The organism is Bacillus sp. PDNC022 (genome assembly GCF_016919285.1).
In the GTDB taxonomy this organism is placed as follows: domain Bacteria; phylum Bacillota; class Bacilli; order Bacillales; family Bacillaceae; genus Bacillus; species Bacillus safensis.
Map to the genome: position 1 here is coordinate 1,533,836 of NZ_CP070345.1, position 18,199 is coordinate 1,552,034.

General features: G+C 39.6%; 20 protein-coding genes, 1 pseudogene and 1 riboswitch. Of the genes and pseudogenes, 5 read left to right on the forward strand and 16 right to left on the reverse strand.

The window, feature by feature from the left end; translation table 11 throughout:
- Positions 1–15: 15 nt before the first annotated feature.
- The 3 genes from JVX94_RS07980 to JVX94_RS07990 all read right to left on the reverse strand — a co-directional run bounded on the left by JVX94_RS07980 (position 16) and on the right by JVX94_RS07990 (position 2,946).
- The gene (locus tag JVX94_RS07980; protein ID WP_205185162.1) at positions 16–153 is read right to left on the reverse strand and encodes a hypothetical protein; all 138 of its coding nucleotides are present in this window, start codon (positions 151–153) and stop codon (positions 16–18) included.
- A gap of 89 nt (positions 154–242) precedes the next feature.
- A complete protein-coding gene (locus tag JVX94_RS07985) occupies positions 243–734 on the reverse strand; it encodes a methylated-DNA--[protein]-cysteine S-methyltransferase (protein ID WP_095408326.1) in 492 nt (163 codons plus the stop codon).
- A gap of 1 nt (position 735) precedes the next feature.
- Positions 736–2,946 carry a PAS domain-containing sensor histidine kinase gene (locus JVX94_RS07990; protein WP_205185165.1) on the reverse strand — a complete coding sequence of 737 codons (2,211 nt, stop codon included), beginning with the start codon at positions 2,944–2,946 and terminating at the stop codon, positions 736–738.
- A gap of 293 nt (positions 2,947–3,239) precedes the next feature.
- Here JVX94_RS07990 and JVX94_RS07995 point away from each other — a divergent pair, with 293 nt between their 5' ends.
- Positions 3,240–4,259, forward strand: a complete 1,020-nt coding sequence (locus JVX94_RS07995) for an acyltransferase family protein (RefSeq protein WP_205185168.1) — start codon at positions 3,240–3,242, stop codon at positions 4,257–4,259.
- Between the two features lie 228 nt (positions 4,260–4,487).
- On the opposite strand, the gene JVX94_RS08000 is transcribed toward JVX94_RS07995, so the two are convergent.
- From JVX94_RS08000 to htpX, 5 genes are all read right to left on the reverse strand, one after another.
- A complete protein-coding gene (locus tag JVX94_RS08000; protein ID WP_166644678.1) occupies positions 4,488–4,661 on the reverse strand; it encodes a hypothetical protein in 174 nt (57 codons plus the stop codon).
- A complete protein-coding gene (locus JVX94_RS08005; RefSeq protein ID WP_087975542.1) occupies positions 4,654–4,818 on the reverse strand; it encodes a hypothetical protein in 165 nt (54 codons plus the stop codon). The genes JVX94_RS08000 and JVX94_RS08005 overlap by 8 nt, the downstream gene beginning before the upstream one ends.
- 6 nt (positions 4,819–4,824) lie before the next feature.
- Positions 4,825–5,343, reverse strand: a complete 519-nt coding sequence (locus JVX94_RS08010) for a DUF421 domain-containing protein (protein WP_095408322.1) — start codon at positions 5,341–5,343, stop codon at positions 4,825–4,827.
- Positions 5,344–5,440: 97 nt separating this feature from the next.
- Positions 5,441–6,787 (reverse strand): TrkH family potassium uptake protein, encoded by a 1,347-nt coding sequence (locus JVX94_RS08015; RefSeq protein WP_080780797.1) that lies wholly within the window; start codon positions 6,785–6,787, stop codon positions 5,441–5,443.
- 144 nt (positions 6,788–6,931) lie between these two features.
- Positions 6,932–7,831 carry a protease HtpX gene (gene htpX / locus JVX94_RS08020; RefSeq protein ID WP_024424664.1) on the reverse strand — a complete coding sequence of 300 codons (900 nt, stop codon included), beginning with the start codon at positions 7,829–7,831 and terminating at the stop codon, positions 6,932–6,934.
- A gap of 279 nt (positions 7,832–8,110) precedes the next feature.
- Here htpX and JVX94_RS08025 point away from each other — a divergent pair, with 279 nt between their 5' ends.
- Entirely contained in the window at positions 8,111–8,827 is a 717-nt protein-coding gene (locus tag JVX94_RS08025) for a DUF1836 domain-containing protein (RefSeq protein WP_095408321.1), read from the forward strand.
- A 123-nt stretch (positions 8,828–8,950) separates the two neighbouring features.
- The gene (locus tag JVX94_RS08030) at positions 8,951–9,145 is read left to right on the forward strand and encodes an alpha/beta-type small acid-soluble spore protein (protein WP_024424662.1); all 195 of its coding nucleotides are present in this window, start codon (positions 8,951–8,953) and stop codon (positions 9,143–9,145) included.
- A gap of 38 nt (positions 9,146–9,183) precedes the next feature.
- Here JVX94_RS08030 and JVX94_RS08035 read toward each other — a convergent pair.
- The 4 genes and pseudogenes from JVX94_RS08035 to JVX94_RS08050 form a co-directional block, all read right to left on the reverse strand.
- Positions 9,184–10,358: pseudogene (locus JVX94_RS08035) on the reverse strand (anti-sigma factor domain-containing protein).
- Positions 10,355–11,110 (reverse strand): RNA polymerase sigma factor SigI, encoded by a 756-nt coding sequence (gene sigI / locus JVX94_RS08040; protein WP_048238693.1) that lies wholly within the window; start codon positions 11,108–11,110, stop codon positions 10,355–10,357. The pseudogene JVX94_RS08035 and the gene sigI overlap by 4 nt, the downstream one beginning before the upstream one ends.
- 215 nt (positions 11,111–11,325) lie before the next feature.
- Positions 11,326–12,117 (reverse strand): TerC family protein, encoded by a 792-nt coding sequence (locus tag JVX94_RS08045; RefSeq protein WP_144470300.1) that lies wholly within the window; start codon positions 12,115–12,117, stop codon positions 11,326–11,328.
- 31 nt (positions 12,118–12,148) lie between these two features.
- Positions 12,149–12,319, reverse strand: a riboswitch (yybP-ykoY riboswitch).
- Between the two features lie 77 nt (positions 12,320–12,396).
- The gene (locus JVX94_RS08050) at positions 12,397–13,011 is read right to left on the reverse strand and encodes a DedA family protein (protein WP_039178042.1); all 615 of its coding nucleotides are present in this window, start codon (positions 13,009–13,011) and stop codon (positions 12,397–12,399) included.
- Positions 13,012–13,257: 246 nt separating this feature from the next.
- Between JVX94_RS08050 and JVX94_RS08055 the strand changes: the two genes are divergently transcribed.
- Complete coding sequence (locus tag JVX94_RS08055) at positions 13,258–15,678, forward strand: bifunctional diguanylate cyclase/phosphodiesterase (RefSeq protein ID WP_205185170.1); 2,421 nt, start codon at positions 13,258–13,260, stop codon at positions 15,676–15,678.
- A 234-nt stretch (positions 15,679–15,912) separates the two neighbouring features.
- On the opposite strand, the gene JVX94_RS08060 is transcribed toward JVX94_RS08055, so the two are convergent.
- The 3 genes from JVX94_RS08060 to JVX94_RS08070 form a co-directional block, all read right to left on the reverse strand.
- Entirely contained in the window at positions 15,913–16,377 is a 465-nt protein-coding gene (locus JVX94_RS08060; protein WP_095408317.1) for a MarR family winged helix-turn-helix transcriptional regulator, read from the reverse strand.
- A 357-nt stretch (positions 16,378–16,734) separates the two neighbouring features.
- Positions 16,735–16,899, reverse strand: a complete 165-nt coding sequence (locus tag JVX94_RS08065) for a hypothetical protein (RefSeq protein ID WP_048238687.1) — start codon at positions 16,897–16,899, stop codon at positions 16,735–16,737.
- Between the two features lie 38 nt (positions 16,900–16,937).
- Entirely contained in the window at positions 16,938–17,093 is a 156-nt protein-coding gene (locus JVX94_RS08070) for a hypothetical protein (protein WP_095408316.1), read from the reverse strand.
- Between the two features lie 191 nt (positions 17,094–17,284).
- Here JVX94_RS08070 and JVX94_RS08075 point away from each other — a divergent pair, with 191 nt between their 5' ends.
- Positions 17,285–17,614, forward strand: coding sequence for a MerR family transcriptional regulator (locus JVX94_RS08075; RefSeq protein WP_024424656.1), 330 nt, complete (start codon positions 17,285–17,287; stop codon positions 17,612–17,614).
- A 125-nt stretch (positions 17,615–17,739) separates the two neighbouring features.
- Here the strand turns inward: JVX94_RS08075 and JVX94_RS08080 are convergent, their stop codons facing one another.
- Positions 17,740–18,111 carry a cupin domain-containing protein gene (locus JVX94_RS08080; RefSeq protein WP_205185173.1) on the reverse strand — a complete coding sequence of 124 codons (372 nt, stop codon included), beginning with the start codon at positions 18,109–18,111 and terminating at the stop codon, positions 17,740–17,742.
- Positions 18,112–18,199 lie beyond the last annotated feature (88 nt).

Here is an 18,199-nt window from a genome sequence, read left to right on the forward strand (position 1 = left end):
AGCGCCGTGTTCTTGTCATTTAAGAGCACCGCGCTTTTTTGTTTCTTGATTCGTTTTTGTTAAGATTTCTTTTTTTTGTTCTTCCGTCAAAACATTCATTTTGACACATAGTGACGTAACGGCATACATTTTATTTTTTTTGCCCCAAAACATGCCAGCGCCCTCCTTTTTCCCTCAACCAACTTTTTTAGCTTAATAAAAGGATATGTCGCTTGACAAACATTTGGAACAGGTCAATCGATTTATTTTTGAACAAATGGGATGCCTTCTAATTCAAGCAGAACCGCTTTCATGTCTGTCTTCGATCCTGCATAGCCTGTTAGAGACCGGTCTTTTCCAATGACCCTGTGACACGGGATAAAAATAGGTAATGCATTCCTTCTGTTAGCTTGTCCGATGGCTCTCACAGCCTTGGGATTGCCAATCGCTTCTGCAATGTCTGCATAGCTTTTTGATTGACCATATGGAATGGCCGACAATGCTTCCCACACCTGCTCTTGGAACGGAGAACCCGTTTGCTTGAGCGGGAGATCGAATACTTGACGCTCACCCTTGAAATATTCATCCAGCTGCTTTTTCGCTTCTTTTAAGACAGGCGTATCTGCTTGCTCTAGATTGGCTGCCTGCTTTTTTGCTAAAAACGGTTCATCATCAAACATCACCTCGATAATGGCACCGTCCTTTTCTAGTATGTATAATGCCCCGATGGGTGCGTGATAGACGGTATAATACACGTTACTGCTCTCCTTCTTGTTTCTGCTGCCTTAGTGGCAGCGTGAGATGGAAGACGGTTCCCACGCCTTCCTCACTTTCTACCTCAATGGTTCCTTGATGCTCTTCAATAATTTTATAACTAACCATTAAGCCAAGTCCAGTTCCTCTTTCTTTCGTTGTATAAAAAGGTTCACCTAGACGCTTTAGCTTATCCTCTGCCATTCCGCAGCCTTCATCACGCAGTGAAATGACAATATGCTCCTCGCCCTTCCGCTGAATGCTCACATAGACATTTCCTTTGCGTGGCATGACTTCAATTGCATTTTTTAAAATGTTAATAAAGACCTGTTTTAATTGGTTTTGTTCACAATAAATGAGCGGAATCTCATCCAGCACATTGAGATGCATTTGAACATTGCCAAGATTCGCCTGTGCGTGCAGAAGATCCATCGTGTCTTTCACAATTTGCACCACATTTTTTTCTTCATATACAATAGCTTGCGGTTTCGCTAAAATCAAAAATTCGGTGATGATGGATTCAATTCTTTTCAGCTCTGATGTGATGACATTGAAATAGAGCGAATACTCCCCTTCTATATTTCCTTTTAACAACTGAATGAAGCCTTTTAATGCTGTCATCGGGTTTCTAATTTCATGAGCAATTCCAGCAGCAAGCTCTCCGACCACATGAAGGGTATCTGATTTTCTCACCCGCTCTTCTAATTCCTTCCGCTCTGTCACATCTCTAAAGATCGCCAAATTCATATTATGGATAATGTTTCGTTTAAAAGAGAATTCCAGTATACGCTGATCTGGGTGGTTCAGTACAAACGGAACCTCATTGTCCATTTCATCTAATGACATCGCCTCGGCAGGCTGAGCCAAATTTTCAATTTGATAAGGGGCAAGGATGTGGAAAAGATTCATTTCTGTTAAATGATCGTCCTTCAATTGGAGCAGCTCGCTGGCAGGTGGGTTGACTTCAATGATTCGGTATTGATTATCAAAAAGAACAACACCGTCCATTGACCCATTAAATACTTTACGGAATTTGAGCTCACTTTCGCGCAGCTCCTGCTCCATTCTTTTTCGATCACTTACATTACGTAAAATGGTTAAGTGCTGCCCTTCTAATACCGCATGCTTTGATGTAAACTCAAGTTCTTTATACTGTCCATTAGCCATTCTGAACAAAAGCTCTTCCCTTATTTCATGATTCCGGATATAACGTCTTCTTGTTGGTCTATATCTCTTATCAGATTTGACGAGAAAGTCGGTGAGTTTTTTGCCAATCAGTGAGTGCATAGGTAATTCAAAAATTCGGCAGGCTGATTCATTGGCTCTCACAATCTCTCCATCGTCCGCCCATATGATGATGGCATCCATTGCATTTTCGAAAATTTCTCTAAAGCGTTCTTCACTTTTTAACAGCTTCTCTTCCATCAGCCTTTTTTCTGTAATATCCCGCATGATGGACATATAAAAACCACTCATCACATTTGATGTAATGGTGAGTTCGAATAATTTATGCTGGCCAGATTGTAGAGTAACAGGAAGCTCTCCTTTTGCTTTTCCTGTTTCTTTAAGTGACGTTAAAAGGTGCTGCAAGGCGGGAAGATTTTCTTCTTCGACAAATTCATGTAAATAGCGATCGGTTAAATCAGTCTTTTGCAGCTCAAAGCTCTGACAAAAAGAATGATTCGCATCAATCATGCAGCCATCCTGATCAAAAATGACCATTCCGTCAATGGCTCGATCAAACAAATCTTTGAACAGCTGCTCATTCATGGAGCGTTCTCGTTCTAATATTTTCTTTGAGGAAATATCTCGCATGACCACAATATATTGCTGCTTCATGGTGTCGTGCTCTGCGACAAATTCAATGTATTTTGTTTCACCATTTTCCAGCTGAATGGAGATTTCTCTTTTTAACGTACCTTTTCGAAAAAATAGATCGAGTGAGCATTCAATTTTATCTTTCGGGATGCCGTAAAGGAAATCTAGAACGGATTTATTGAGGAGGTCTTCTTTCGGTGTCTGTACAAGCCTGCATGTTGCTTCGTTGGCTTGGATGATGTTGAGGTGCTGATCAAATATAAAAATGGCATCGAGCGTCTTATTTAACAGCATTTTTTGCTGCATTAACTCAGTTCGCAAATATTCGTTCTCTTTTTCTAATTTTCTGATATCTCCCGCAGGGGTTAACCTATTGCCATCGAGCGTTTCAGTCATTCTCTTACACTCCTTTTCCAGCCTCATTCCTCTACAATATTTCTACAATATTTTCATAGTTCCTTCATTCGACTCATAAAAAAAGATAACTTTTTACACGAAGACTGTCTCATTTATTTCATTTGGATGACAGGATTGTATAACGGTTCACTTTTCTTACGCTTCTTTTACAACCATTCTACAATTTCACATCAAATAGCGAATTGAGCAAAAATGTATTTTAGAATGAGGCAAATAAGGGAACAGTGCACTTAGAACATTTATGTTCGAAATCGAGCAGGAAAGGTGATGTTATGGCATCTTCACGAGATAGTTATTTTGATAATGCGAAATTCCTTCTGATTTTTCTAGTTGTTTTTGGTCATTTGTTACGATCATTCATTCATGATAATGACTGGATGCTCTATTTATACAAGTTTATTTATACCTTTCACATGCCCGCCTTTATTTTAGTTTCTGGCTTTTTTGCAAAAGGGTTTAGAAAACCGGGCTTTATGAAAAAAGTCGCCGTTAAGCTGATCATCCCATATTTAATCTTTCAGGTAATCTATTCGGTTTACTATTATGTCTTGCAGGATCAAAGCATCACCAATTTAAATCCAATTGATCCACAATGGTCTTTATGGTTTTTAATTAGTTTATTCTTTTGGAATTTGCTGCTTATTCCTTTTTCAAAGCTGCCGTTCCACTGGGCGATGATCGTCAGTTTATCGATTGCTTTACTTGTCGGTTATGTGGACAGCATCAGCGATACACTCAGCTTATCACGTACGTTTGTCTTTTTGCCTATGTTTTTAGCTGGATTCTATTTAAAAAAGCAGCATTTTGAATTCATCCGTACAAGCAAAGGAAAACTTGCAGCACTTATTGTATTAATGGCTGTGTTCCTGTTTTGCTACTTCTACGAATTCGATTATTCCTTCTTATTTGGCTCAAAGTCGTATGCTTCTCTTGGAGATGAAGGAATGATTGCGGCGATGAAACGAATGGCATGGTATTTGCTTGCATTTGGCGCTACATTCAGCTTCTTTGCATTAGTTCCAACACGCCGTTTCTTCTTTACAAAATGGGGAACAAGAACGTTATATGTTTATTTATTACATGGCTTTGTGATCAAGCTGCTAAGAACCACTTGGTTTGATGACTGGGCACTAAATGCAGCAAGTGTACTCATTTTATTGCTGCTGACCATTTTGTTAACCTTTACCCTGTCTAGCACTTTTGTCAAAACCGTTGCACAGCCAGTAATTGAAATCAAAATGAACAACTTCATGCGAACGATCACCGGCAGGCAAAGCAGTTATATCAAATAAAAAACGATCCTTATTGGATCGTTTCAGATTGTTGACAAAGGGCTAAAATAATCTTTATTTTAGCCCTTTGTCTTCCTTTCAGCGTGATAGAAAACCTTTGCAGCCCTAGGAAGGGCGAGTACCGGAGCAGAGCGAATTTGACATTCGTGAGCACCGGAGCGCAGACCTGACACCGAATGCGAGGGTTTGTCTACACGCTGAAAACGATCCTTATTGGATCGTTTTTTTCTATTTCTTATTCTGCTGACATGCAGCATCTTTCTTTGGCTTCACCAACGTATCAATCCATTTGCTGCTGTTAATATCTCCAAGCTCACTGCCAAATTCCTCTTCTAAAATATCTGGGTCCATTGGCTTTTTATGGTCCTTCATTTCTTTGCTCTTCATATGCTTCTTAGTCACGAGATGCTCCCCCTTGTTTCCCTTTATGAGAATTTCGGTTTGCCTGACGATCTCTTGATTGTTCATCAAATTGGGTTTGTCCTTGATCATGAGCCATGCTTTCTGTCGGCGTCATATTATTTGTTAATGCTTCATTTTTCGCTGCTTTTCTTTTCATCTGCACTCAGTCCTTTTTTGACAGGTTTAGTTCTTCTCTTAATTGGTCAAGGAGTTCCTTCATTTGCTTGACCGTCACTGGCTTTTCCTCAGGTTTTAACTCAAAGCCAATTTGTCCATTGGCTTCTAGCGTGGCTTTTTTGAGACTGCTGATGTCAGTGATGCCTTGCTGCTTTAAACGCATTTTAAATTGATCCCTTGTGAGCCTTGTTTTCTTCAGCTTATGATCAAGCATTTCGCCATCCTGTAAAATCACGACCGATTTGCCTGAAAGCAATTTTTCAAAAAAATCCGATTGTATCGACAGCTTCTCCATAATGACAAGTGCCACAATAAAGATGGTAGCTGCATATATGGTTTCAAGTAAATTATGCTCAATAAAGGGTTGGATAATAATCGATCCGATTGAAATCATAATCACTGTTTGTTGTACAGTTAATTGACTAATGGATTTAGGCCCTGCTATTCTCAGCAGCAAGGTACCAACTAACAGCATGACAATTGCTTTCCATAACACATCCAGCACGTCTCGTTCACCTCTTACCTATAGATTGCGAACATCGCATAAAATTTAGCCAGTTAGATAATGGAAATAAAAAAACAGCATTCAAATGGAATGCTGTTTAGCCGATGATGACGCGCTCTTTCGGATAATGATAATTTGCTTCGCTTTCTCTTCGGCCTATTAAATATAAAAAGCTTGGAATGCCGATCCGTCCAATAAACATGACAACCATGATGATACATTTACCAAAGACAGTGAGATCTGAGGTGATCCCAAGCGACAGCCCCGTTGTTCCGAAAGCAGAGCAAACTTCAAATAAATTTTCAAGAAGTGTATTATGCTCTGTTAAGGATAACAGGAACGTAGCGCCAAAAACCAAAATAAAGGCCATCATGGTCACCATAAGGGATTTATTAATATCCGCTTGATGAAGCTCCCTCTTGAAGATTTTTATGGACTTATTTCCCCTAGCATAATGAAACAATGCGAGTAAATTAAGGGCAAAAGTAGTTGTCCGAATTCCGCCCCCCACAGAGCTTGGGGAAGCCCCGATAAACATGAGCATACATAAGAATAAAAGCGTCGGTTCGGTCAGCTGTGTAATATCTAACGTTGTCAGCCCCCCGCTTCTTGTTGCAGTCGATTGAAACAAAGAATAAAACAAAATTTCATGCCAGCTTTTCCCTACAAAGCTAAACCCGGCTTCAAGTGCATAGATTCCAATCGCTCCAACAACGACAAGGCAGCCGAACGTGAGCGTTGTGATTTTTGTAAACAATGAGAACGATGCGTGCTTTCGGTCCTGATTGAACAAATAATCCTTCACTTCCACGAGCACAGGAAAACCAATCGCTCCAAAGATAATCAGCAGCATCGTAATAAACTGAACGAAATAATCATCTTTGTAAGGGATAAGAGAGCTCCCTGTAATATCGAAACCTCCATTGGTTGTCGCACTAATACTCGAGAAGAAGCCATGTAAGAAAGCTCCTTGCACATCGTAATATTTGAGAAAATACATGCTTAAAATCAGCCCGCCGACAAACTCAATCAGCAAAATTAAATATAAAACCTGCTTCATTAGTTTCACAATTCCTGATAAATTGCTTTGATTTTGATCTGCCATGATGAGCTTTCTTTCTTTAATTCCAATTCTTTTTCGCATGACAAGCCATACGAAGGTACCGAGCGTCATAATGCCGATGCCTCCAATTTGCAGAACAAACGCAAGGATCCACATCCCTGTCACACTAAATGTTTGTGAGGTGTCGACAACAGTCAGTCCTGTGACACTTACAGCACTCACCGCTGTGAATAACGCATCAATGAATGTCCATTTGACTCCCTCTTGATGAGCCACTGGAAGGCTGAGAAGAATAAACGATACGGTCACAGCAAGAAAATAATAAAGGGCAATCAACTGAAACGCTGACAGCCGGTCAATTAGCTTTTTTATAGGATTCATTGTCATTCCTTCTTTTATCTATCTTTTCGAATACCTTTATCATTTTAATGAAAAGAGACATGATTTTAAAGCTATTTTATGCTTTATTTTCTTTTTCATCAAAAAGAAAAAGACATCCTGTAAAAGAATGTCTTTTCCTCTTTCTTATTTTGCTTCTAGTCTTCTGATTCTTTCGTTTAAATCAGGGTGTGTTGAGAAAAGAGAAGCTTTTCGTTTACCGCTGATTTTCAGCGTAGCCACTGCTGTTTGATCATCATCTTTGATTCTTGACGTGTACGCCTCAAGTGAACGAAGTGCATGAATCATTTTGTCTTTACCCGCAAGGTCGGCTCCGCCGCGGTCTGCATGGAATTCACGGTGTCTAGAATATGCAAACACGACAAGGCTTCCTAGGATAGAGAAAATGATTTGGAAGACAATCACAGCGATAAAGTGCACAATCGGCACAAGCTCTTCACGTGAAACAAAACGGCTTGCGATCCATGCCGCAATTCTTGAAAGGAACACAACAAACGTGTTGACAATTCCTTGAAGCAGCGTCATCGTCACCATGTCACCATTTGCAACGTGAGCGACTTCGTGGGCGATTACGCCTTCAACTGCTGCATCATCCATTTCATGAAGCAATCCAGTTGATACCGCAACAAGTGATCTTCTCTTAGAAGGACCTGTTGCAAATGCATTTACTTCAGATGATTGATAAATACCAACCTCAGGCATTTTAGAAAGGCCTGCTGCTCTTGAAAGTCTGTGCACGCGGTCAACAAGCTGCTGCTCATCATATGTTAATGAATCCTTTTCAGGATTTAACACACGCACACCCATCATCATTTTTGCCATCCAGCGAGACATTGCAAGTGACATAAACGAGCCAACAAAACCGACAACTGCACTGAATACAAGAAGATAAAGGATATTAAGTCTTCCATCTGCTCCTATATAAGAACCAACACCAGTTGCTGCACTAATAACCGACAGTACAATACCAATCGTAGTGATAACAAGAATGTTCGTTAATATAAACAGAAATATTCTCTTACCCATACATAACCTCCGCTGTCATATTAAGTTCAAATGAACTTATTAATAAAATTATAAAAATAAACGTCTCAAATTGCAAGGAAAAAGGAATCATTTTCTCTGTATATCTTAACGGCTAAAGCCCCGCCACTTCAATATTTACGACATTTGCACCAGCAGAAAAGTGAACAAATTGTGACGCACCGGCCTGATTTTTAGTTTATTTTGCATTTTCATCAAAAAGAGACTATGATGTTGAATTAGATCAATAATCACGTTTTTGACGTACAAATGAGGTGGAACATGGTTACTTTTAAATTAACGAGAATTGACATGACAAGACTTCTGTATTCTCTAAAAGGAGAGGGAGATCTGACTCCGCTTCAGCTTTTAAAACTATCTGTAAAAAATGGCAAGGATCATGACTATGATGAAATAAAGATCCCTTCTTTTTTTGAGAAGCTTGAACGACGGAAGCAAAAATCAGAGCATGGACTTTCTACAAATGAAATTGTTGAGCTTGGCAACTTGTGTGAGCTGACTTCTCTTAAATCGACCGCGATTCAAAATTGGATCAAACGTGATATTAAAGATATGATTGGCCATCCGGAGCTTGGCAAGAAGTACTCTATTGATCAGGTCGTTATTTTATTAATTGTCAGGGATTTAAAATCAGTTTTTGACTTCGATGCCATTCGTATGATCTTATCTGCCTTATTTAACACCATCACAGATCGAACAGATGATATTATTAGTCCAATCCGTTTTTATGAAGCTTATGCGCACGTCCTTGATTTTATTTATCACCATACTCAATTTCCATTAAAGGAAACAAATTTACGAGAAATAACCGAAGAGCAGACAGATAAGCTCCATGACAAGTTTTCAGAATTGACGAAGAGCCAATGGAATTTGATTAAAGGCATTATCAGTTCTACCGTCTTCTCTGTCTTTACTTCTCATTTGCAAAGTACCGCACAAGAAATGATGTTTAATACGCTGCAGCTGAATAAGGGATAAATAAGAACCGAGGTGACTTCCATCACCTTGGTTTTTTTGTACAGCAATTGCCAGCATAATTGCACGCCGTTTTTTTCAAAATAAGAAGGCGCAACAAACATGAGGTGAAAGGAGGAATATGACATGGCAAATCGAAATCAACTTCTTGTTCCTGGAGTAGAACAAGCTTTAGATCAATTTAAATACGAGATCGCGCAAGAATTTGGCGTCACTCTCGGTTCAGATACAGTCTCACGTGCAAACGGTTCTGTTGGCGGTGAAATTACAAAAAGACTCGTTCAACAGGCTCAATCACAAATGGGCAATCAATCTAAATAATGACATGGTGAAATACGCCGGAGCTATTCTGGCGTTTTTTATTGTTCATATGTGTGCTCATGCCGGTTCTCGCGATAAGGAAACGGTGCACCTTTCCCTTTTTCCTTTGCATGTTCTCTTTTTCGTTCAGCGGCCGGATTGTTCTGATCCCTGCCGTTTTTTTTTGCATGTTTTTCTGCATCACCACGTGATGTGCCGTTCCAGTTTCTTCTTTCGTCAGGGTCAGTTGAGTGATTTTTTTTTGCTCTTTATCGAAAGAAGGATCCTTTTCTTCCTTTATCTTTTTGTCTTTGCTTTCATCATCAGGTTTTTGAGGCTTTTGAACAGATCCTTGCTCTTCCCTCTCTGCCTCCTTCTGCTCTTTGTCCTCAGCTTCAGGAGCCTCTTGATCTGGCTGCATCTCTTCGCTATCGTCTGTCTTTACTTCTTCTTGTTTGTCTTTATCTGCTTGTTCTTCATCATTCTTAGGATCTTCTTCCTTCACAGCATCATCCTCTGCTGCGTCTTCATCCTTTTTGATGTCTTCATGTTCTTTGTCTTGCATTTCTTGATTTCTAATATATGTTCCTGTTGAAATGCCTGCCTTTTGAGCTTTTTCTCTCGTTTCCAGGTCACTTTCCACAGTTTCCAGCTTATAATTGCGTTTTTGATATTCACCAGAAATGGTGTTAATTTTGCTTTTTACGTTTGTTTTATATGTATTGTCCTGCTTGTTTTCATAAACGGTTGAAATATAAATACTTTTAGAGTCGTTCACATATCCTTTTTTGTCACAGTCATCTATAATTTCCTGCACGACTTTGGTCATGTCGTTTTTTTCTAAATCCTTCATACTCGCCAGTACTTGCTTCGCATCTTTATTCAGCGGTGTGACACCGATCACTTGATAATTGTGATCAAGCTTCAGCTCAAAGCTTGGATTAATGTCAATTGTCATATATGCATATGCTTTTTGACTTGAGAAAGATGGCATCATAGTAAAAATTACGACAATAATCGCTGCAATTGATAAAATTCCTGCATTTAATGGACGTAAACGAAGCAGGTCAAAAAAACCGGCTCTTTTTCTTTCGAGACGTGATTCATTCGGAAATGTCACTTCTTGGCCGATTTCATAGTGTTGCTGTTCATATTTTGTCCGCAGAAATTGTCCATCAGGGGTCAGCAGCGTGACATATTTTTTGTTTTTCTCTACTATAATGCCTCTTCTCATGAATTAAGCACCCCTTTAAGGTAATCTTTCAAATACACATAATCACCTGTCATAATAATCGCCATCGCAATGATATATTTTCTATTTCTCTCAATCGTTTTGCGGCTGACTTCCACTAGCTTTTCCAGCTGTTTGACGGGCAATTGTTTTTTCTGAAATAAAATGGTTCTCAGCTCATCGTGTTCAACGAGTGTATGGGCTACTTTAATGGCATTCTGCCTGGCATCTGCATGCTTTGGTGAATGCTCAAGCAGCTCTTGAAACGTGAGACCGTATACTTTCAACCGTTCTTTAAAATGTTCAATCTCTTCTCTTCTATGTTCTTGTTCAATTAAACGCCTATATTCATTTGCAGAGAGCTCTGCTTCGATCATGCTTTGAGAGTATTCGCCATTCTCACTTTCTTGCAGGTCCATTTGAACCGTTGGCGCATTTCTCGCTTCTTTTCGAATATAATCGATCACTTTTCTTTTAATAATTAATTCTGCGAAAGCAAGCAGAGAGTTTCCTTTTTCGGCAGAGTATTTTTCTATCGCTTCATTAAAGGCAATTAAGCCTATGCTGAATTCATCATCTTTTTCATCTATATATCGTTTACAAACGGATGAAACCGTCTTAGCGACAAATGGTTTGTATTGCTCTATTAATGCATTTTGCAGCTCGGTATCACCTTGTTGGATACTGATAGCCGACTGCTCTAATGTTTGCTTTTTCTTTCCTTTTTTAAACAAAAGGCTAAGCAATGGTTTCACCTCAGTTCTCCCTATATTACTCATTTATGATAGCTAATTTATGAGGGAAGCGCAAAGGAAGAAATGAGGAATTCATTTCCTGTTACTCAATTATGACATGTATGTCACCATCTACTTTACAATGTTTCGTCTAAAAGCAAAGAAATAAGGGGGTATCTCCCCCTTATTTGTAATATACGTGTTATGAAAATGAAATGATATTTCTTTCAAAAAACCTACTCTCCTAGGCGTACCTCCTGTTTCTCCTCGTTTTCCTGTCCGCCTTTTCTTGATGGACTTGATAAAAACCAGCCAAATGCTGCAATTGCGAGAAGCACTGTCCAGAAAATGACTTTCCATAATGTTGAATGGATAAAATGAGACGATACGACCCCAATGGCTGGATGTGACAGTGTATAAAGCGTAAGCTTCACCCCTACCCATCCGACAATGACAAATGCTGCTGTTTCTAGGCTCGGTCTTGTTTTGAGCAGTTTCACAAAGACAGTTGCTGCAAATCGCATAATGACAAGACCAATGATACCGCCTAAAAGAATGACAATAAATTGACCCCCATCAAGTCCACCGATTTGCGGAAGACTTGTTGCCGGCAGTGTCACAGCTAAAGCGACTGCCGCTAAAATGGAATCTACAGCAAAAGCAATGTCGGCAAGCTCTACTTTCACGACTGTTGCCCAGAAGCCGCTTTGTTTTACGTTTGTTTCAGCTTCCTTTTTCTTAAATACGTGCGATTTTAAAATATGGTGAATGGAAATATAAAGAAGATAAATTGCGCCAATGGCTTGAACTTGCCATACATCCACTAAAAACGAAATAAGAAACAGAGAACCAAATCGCATGACAAACGCACCTGCAAGTCCGTAAAACAGTGCCTTTTTCCTTTGTTTTTCCGGAAGGTGTTTGACCATCACTGCCATGACCAGCGCGTTATCAGCTGCTAAAATCCCTTCTAATCCAATCAGTACGAGCAGAACCCACCCGTACTCTAAAATTATAGCTGCATCCATCATCATTCCTCCTTGTTTTTATCTATTGTCCCACAACAGACAAAGGCTTATGAATGCAAAAAAGACCTTTGCCTGTAATGGCAAAGGTCTTGCTAGACATGTGATATGTAGAATCATGCCAACAAAGCCGATGAACATCAGTCCATGTAATGACGACTTTGTTTCCGGTAAAAACCGGACGCTACTCCCCTTTGGCGGGATTTAGAATATTTAGATTACTTATATCATAATCAATAGACACTCGATTGTCAACAGGTGACTTTCACTTCGATCCATTGATTAGGCAGTTGGCGTTTCTGTTTTTCTTTTTCTTCGTTTTAGCAATAAGTAGAGAACAAACAATAACACAACACCGATACCAATTGGTAAAAGATATGGATCTAAGATGGCGCCAACCTCTTTCCAGTTCTCTCCGAGCATAAATCCAAGATACACATACACAAACGTAATTGGTGTAATTGCCAAAAACGTATACAAGCAAAAGACCCACACATTCATCTTGGCAATACCGCACGGGATGGAGATAAGCGTCCTAACCCCTGGTATAAACCGGCCGCTGAATGCGACGAATCCGCCATGCTTCTCAAAGAATGCATCGGATTTATCAAGCGACTCAGGTTTTATAAAAAAGTACTTTCCATATTTATTTAAAAAGGGTCTGCCGCCGTAACGTCCTAACCAGTACAAGGTCAAAGGGCCAGCCACGCCGCCAATGGAGCCGGCCGCCACAACTCCGATAAAGGCCATGTCCCCTTCTGAGACCCAGTAACCCGCAAGAGGCAAAACCACTTCAGCAGGTACAAATTCAATGCATAATGCGAGGAAGATGCCAAAGTATGACAAGTTCTTAAAGGCATCAGCTAAAGAAATAATAAAATCTTCGATGTTTATCAATCCCTTTCACACATAATCATTTGAGTGATTCTATCTCTTTTAGAATCACACCATATATTAAACGAATAAAACCGAAGAAACGATTCGCTTTTCGTCGTTTTTTTACATTAAATTTGATTTTACTATAAAAGAAGGATGAAAAAAACGTTGATTGTTCTATTTAAATGAAGGAAAGGTGAACACAGAAGCGATTCGATCCGATATATTAAGTATATGTCTGTTTTAAGATACAGGAGGTTTTCTTACATGACCCATTTAACAGGAAGCTACAATGGATGGCTTGTCTTTCTGTCAATCGCTGTCGCCGCTGTCGCCTCCTACTCAGCTCTTCATATAGCCAGCAGGGTAGCACAGTCAAGCGGTGCAAAGAAAAAGGTATGGCTGGTCATTGGTGCAATGATCATGGGAATGGGGATATGGTCGATGCATTTTATTGGCATGATGGCATTTCAAATGCGTGTTGGCATTACATATGATACATCATTACTGATTTTATCAATTTTGGCCTCATTTATCGGATCCTTGATTGCTTTTTCAATATGCATTCAAAAGCAGGTCTCTAGAAGACGGCTGCTCATTAGTTCAATCACCATGGGGACAGCGATTTGCAGCATGCATTATCTTGGAATGGAATCAATGGCCAATGTCTCAATCAGCTATGATCCAGTCCTCTTTTTTCTTTCATTTTTCATTGCTGCCATTGCCTCCTACTTTTCATTGATGCTCTTCTTTCGTGTTGAGCGTATTAAAAGTAAACGGAAGAATTATCTTTTAAAGAGCCTTGGTTCAATCTTGATGGGTGGTGCTATAGCAGGCATGCATTATACTGGTATGGCTGCCTCTACCATGTTTTATCATTCAAATGGACAGGCCGCTGCAGGTGGTTTTCTTGAAATGTCACCATTCAGTCTGTCGATTTTCATCGGATTGATGACACTTATTGTCCAAACGCTAATGATCTTTGGTGCCTATATTGATCACCGGATCATGACGCAGTCAGATCAGCTGAAAGAAAATGAACAGCGGTTTCAATCACTCATCAAACATAATATAGACGGCATTATCGTGTTATCTGTCGATCGAAAGGTTCTTTCTGCAAATGACTCTGGTAAACAAATCTTAGAGTTGTGCAATTCTAAGATTGGTGATGATGTCAGCCAATATGTCATGCCGACTGATTTGTGGGAAGAATTTATTTCTCAGTCAAAAAAAGCCACCACACGCGAAGCAGAACTGAAAGCAGCAGATCGTTTTTATTATTACCATGTCACTTACATACCTGTTCATGTGAACAATTCACTCGACAGCATTTATCTTGTTTTAAAAGATTTAACGCAGCAGCGGATTGCAGAAAAAGAAATTCATGTGATGGCACATTATGATGCATTAACAGAGCTTCCTAACCGCCGCCACGGCATCAATCATTTAAATGATGTTCTCTCCGCTCAAGAAAAGTCAAAAACATCAACAGCAGTTCTGTTTCTGGATTTAAATCGTTTTAAAATTATTAATGATGCACTTGGTCATAACATAGGAGACTTACTGCTGAAAGCTGCCGCAAACAGACTGACGCAATGTTTACCGGACAATGGCTTTATCGCAAGACTTGGCGGTGATGAATTTTTAATGATCTTTCCTCACATGGATCATGATACATATAAAATCGAACAATTTTCTAAAAATATCATCCATCAATTTGAACGTCCTTTTTTCATCCAGAACCATCAGCTCATTACATCAATCAGCATTGGGATCGCCATCTCTCCGCAAAATGGCAAAAACGGGATGGAGCTGATGAGAAAAGCCGATATGGCCATGTATTTATCCAAAAAACATAAGCAAAGCCGATATGAGTTCTTTACCGAATCCATGGAAAGATTGAGTGAGGACAGGTTAAACCGGGAGCTGGAGCTGAGGGATGCTATTCAAAGAGAACAATTTGTCCTTCACTACCAGCCGCAAGTCAGTGCCAAAACAAGAAAAATGACTGGGGTTGAAGCCCTTTTAAGAATGAAGGGACCCGATGGTTCCTTAAAGTCACCTGAGGCTTTTATTGAGCTGGCAGAGGAATCGGGACTGATCATCGATATTGGCAGATGGGTCATTGATACAGCTGGAAAGCAGGCAAAAATGTGGTATGACGCTGGGCTAAAGATCCCTGTGGCTGTCAATTTATCTGCGAAACAATTCAATTCTGAAGACTTAATTGATTTGATCAAGCTGACACTCAAAAAATACGATCTGAAACCGTCACTCTTGGAGCTTGAAGTCACAGAAAGTATGACAATGGACAATATCAAGCAATCCAAACAGGTGTTAACGTCGCTGAAACAGCTTGGCGTCCGCATTAGTATTGATGATTTCGGCACAGGCCACAGCTCCTTAAGCTATTTAAAGGATTTACCTATTCATCGACTGAAAATTGATAAATCCTTTATTGAGGATATTTTAAGTGATTCAAAGTCTGAACAGATTACAGGGGCGATTATAGCGATGGGACACCAATTATCTCTCGAAGTGATAGCAGAAGGTGTTGAAACATTTGCACAGGCCCAGCTATTATCTGCCCAGGGCTGTGACGACCTGCAAGGGTTTTATTATGCCAAGCCGCTGCCAGCAAGCGATATTGAAAAATTCATCGCCTATCCGGCGCATCTGGACACATAAAAAAGGTGCCAATAATGGCACCTTCCAGCGTGCAGACAAACCCTCGCATTCGGTGTCAGTCCTGCGTGCCGGTGCTCACGAATGCTTAATTCGCTTCGCTCCGGTACTCGTCCTTCCTAGACTTCAAAGGTTTTCTGTCACGCTGAGCTGAGAAGAAGACAAAGGGCTAAAATTAAGATCACTTTAGCCCTTTGTCAACAATTAAAAAGGTGCCAATAATGGCACCTTTTCGTTTTATCTAAATAATAAATGCTGACTGTGAATACCTGCTTTTTTCAATAGACTAATCAATTGCTCTTGTTCTTCACGTGTCAGACCAGAGAATGCACGCGCAATCCGAAGAGAGTGGATCGGATAAATCTTGTCAAGATAACTTCGCCCTTTATCCGTTAAATGGGCATAAACCGACCGTTTATCCTTGGGGTCCTGTTCTCTTTCAATGAAACCATTTCGTTCTAATTTGTCAATTACGTACGTCACATTCCCGCTGACAAGCAGGAGTCTTGAGCCGATTTGCTGAAGCTTTTGAGCACCTCTTGTGTACAGTAATTCAAGAACGGCAAATTCAGTTGGATTAAACCCATGCTCTTTGCTGTCTCTAATACTGTGTTCTGAAACGCTTTTAAATGCTCTTGCAAAAACCTTGTAAAGCGTCATTGAGCGTTCTACTTCTTCTTCATTAAACGATAGTCTCATCACATATCTACCTCTTATAATATTTTTTTAACTTCAAGGCTGTCTTGCGGTGCAGTTGGAGCCTTTCGTAAAAAATAGAAGTACGTTTTTGAAAACCCTTTCAACCACATAAGTGACTCCATTCGTGTTATGTATAAGTTTTCGATATAAACTTTTAAAATCCTTCTTATTTTTCACAATCATCTCGAAAAAAAGCTTTTTCAGCAAACCATCAAGATGCGACACACTTTAACATAATCTGTAAAGAATCTATAGTTTCTTGCACTTCATTCGCCAAATTTCTACAAAATTCAATATTGCTATAATATTAAACACAAAAAAAGAACCCTTTATGTGACATACGCACATTCCAAGGGATTTTTACAGATAGCGCTCTGTTTTGTTGAAAAAGAAATGATACTCTTTTTTTAAGTCACTAATTGTCATGTTCTTGGCTGTATCAGGGCTGTAAACCCCCAATGAGCATAGCTGCTTCGTATAATAATGTCTTTCTTTTGCTAAAGCTTCTTTTAATATACGCCGCACCGATTATCCCCTCCTATCAAGTGATTTGGATCGGGTGCTTATGAAGACTTCTTATACAAATCATTTTGCATGGCTCTTAGAAGCGCATGTGCATTCTGACCTGCAGCCTGCATGAATTGCTCGAGCAATTCATCCCTCTTCACATCTAATGCGATGATTTCTTTTGCCATACGTATGATCTGTGCTTTCTCCATCATATGCTCCTCCTCCTATGTCAACTCACCATGATTATATGTTGTCGTAAGGTGTGTTGCACACTTCCTGTCATCTTTCCTCCCATGTTTTTTCATTTTTTTCGTTTTTGTGTTATATTTTCTAACAAACGATAGGTTTTTTTACTTCTCGTTCTATATAATATGAAGAAAAGACTTGCAGGGGTGAGTGTATGACGCAGGAAGATGTATCTTATAAAGATAAAAAAGTCATTTCAATCGGGATTGTCAGTGAATTAACAGGGCTTTCCGTCAGGCAAATCCGATATTATGAGGAACGTAAACTCATCTACCCCCAGCGCTCAACAAGAGGCACACGGAAATATTCTTTTGCAGATGTTGAACGTTTAATGGACATCGCCAACAAACGGGAAGACGGTGTGCAGACAGCTGAAATTTTAAAAGACATGAAGAAAAAAGAACAAGCGCTAAAAAGCGGACAATTTAAGAAAAAAATGCTGGAAGGCCAGATTAACGCACACTTTCGGTATAAAAATCGATAAACAAATAACGAATCGCTTACTCTTTAAAAAAGCTTTGTTCGTATTGATTGTTGCAATTGCTTAATGAAAAAGAGACAGCAATTGCTGCCTCTTTTTTAACTAACGCACCTGTTAAGTGCAACGATTTAGTGTTCATCGATTCGTTCAGGAATCGAAACGGTTCGTTCATTGATCACATTCCCCGTGTTTAGAGTCGTTTTGGGTTCAATTAATAGCAAATGAACTTCTTCTTCAGCAATTGGCTGATGTTCAACTCCTTTAGGAATCACAATAAACTCTCCTTCATTAAGAGCTACTTCACTATCCCTGAAGCGGATGACCAGCTTCCCATTACATACAAAAAACATTTCATCCTCGTCATCATGGTGATGCCAAATGAATTCACCTTTAATTTTCACCATTTTAATGTATGAATCGTTCAATTCCCCGCTTATTCTAGGATTCCAATAATCATTTATTTGCAAAAATTTCTCTTGAATATTCGTCTTTGAAATCAATAGATTCCCTCCTCATTCATTGGTAACGTCTGTTTTATCTTTTCCTAGATAAAATTCTCTACCTCACCATCCTCCTTAGCATCAACCT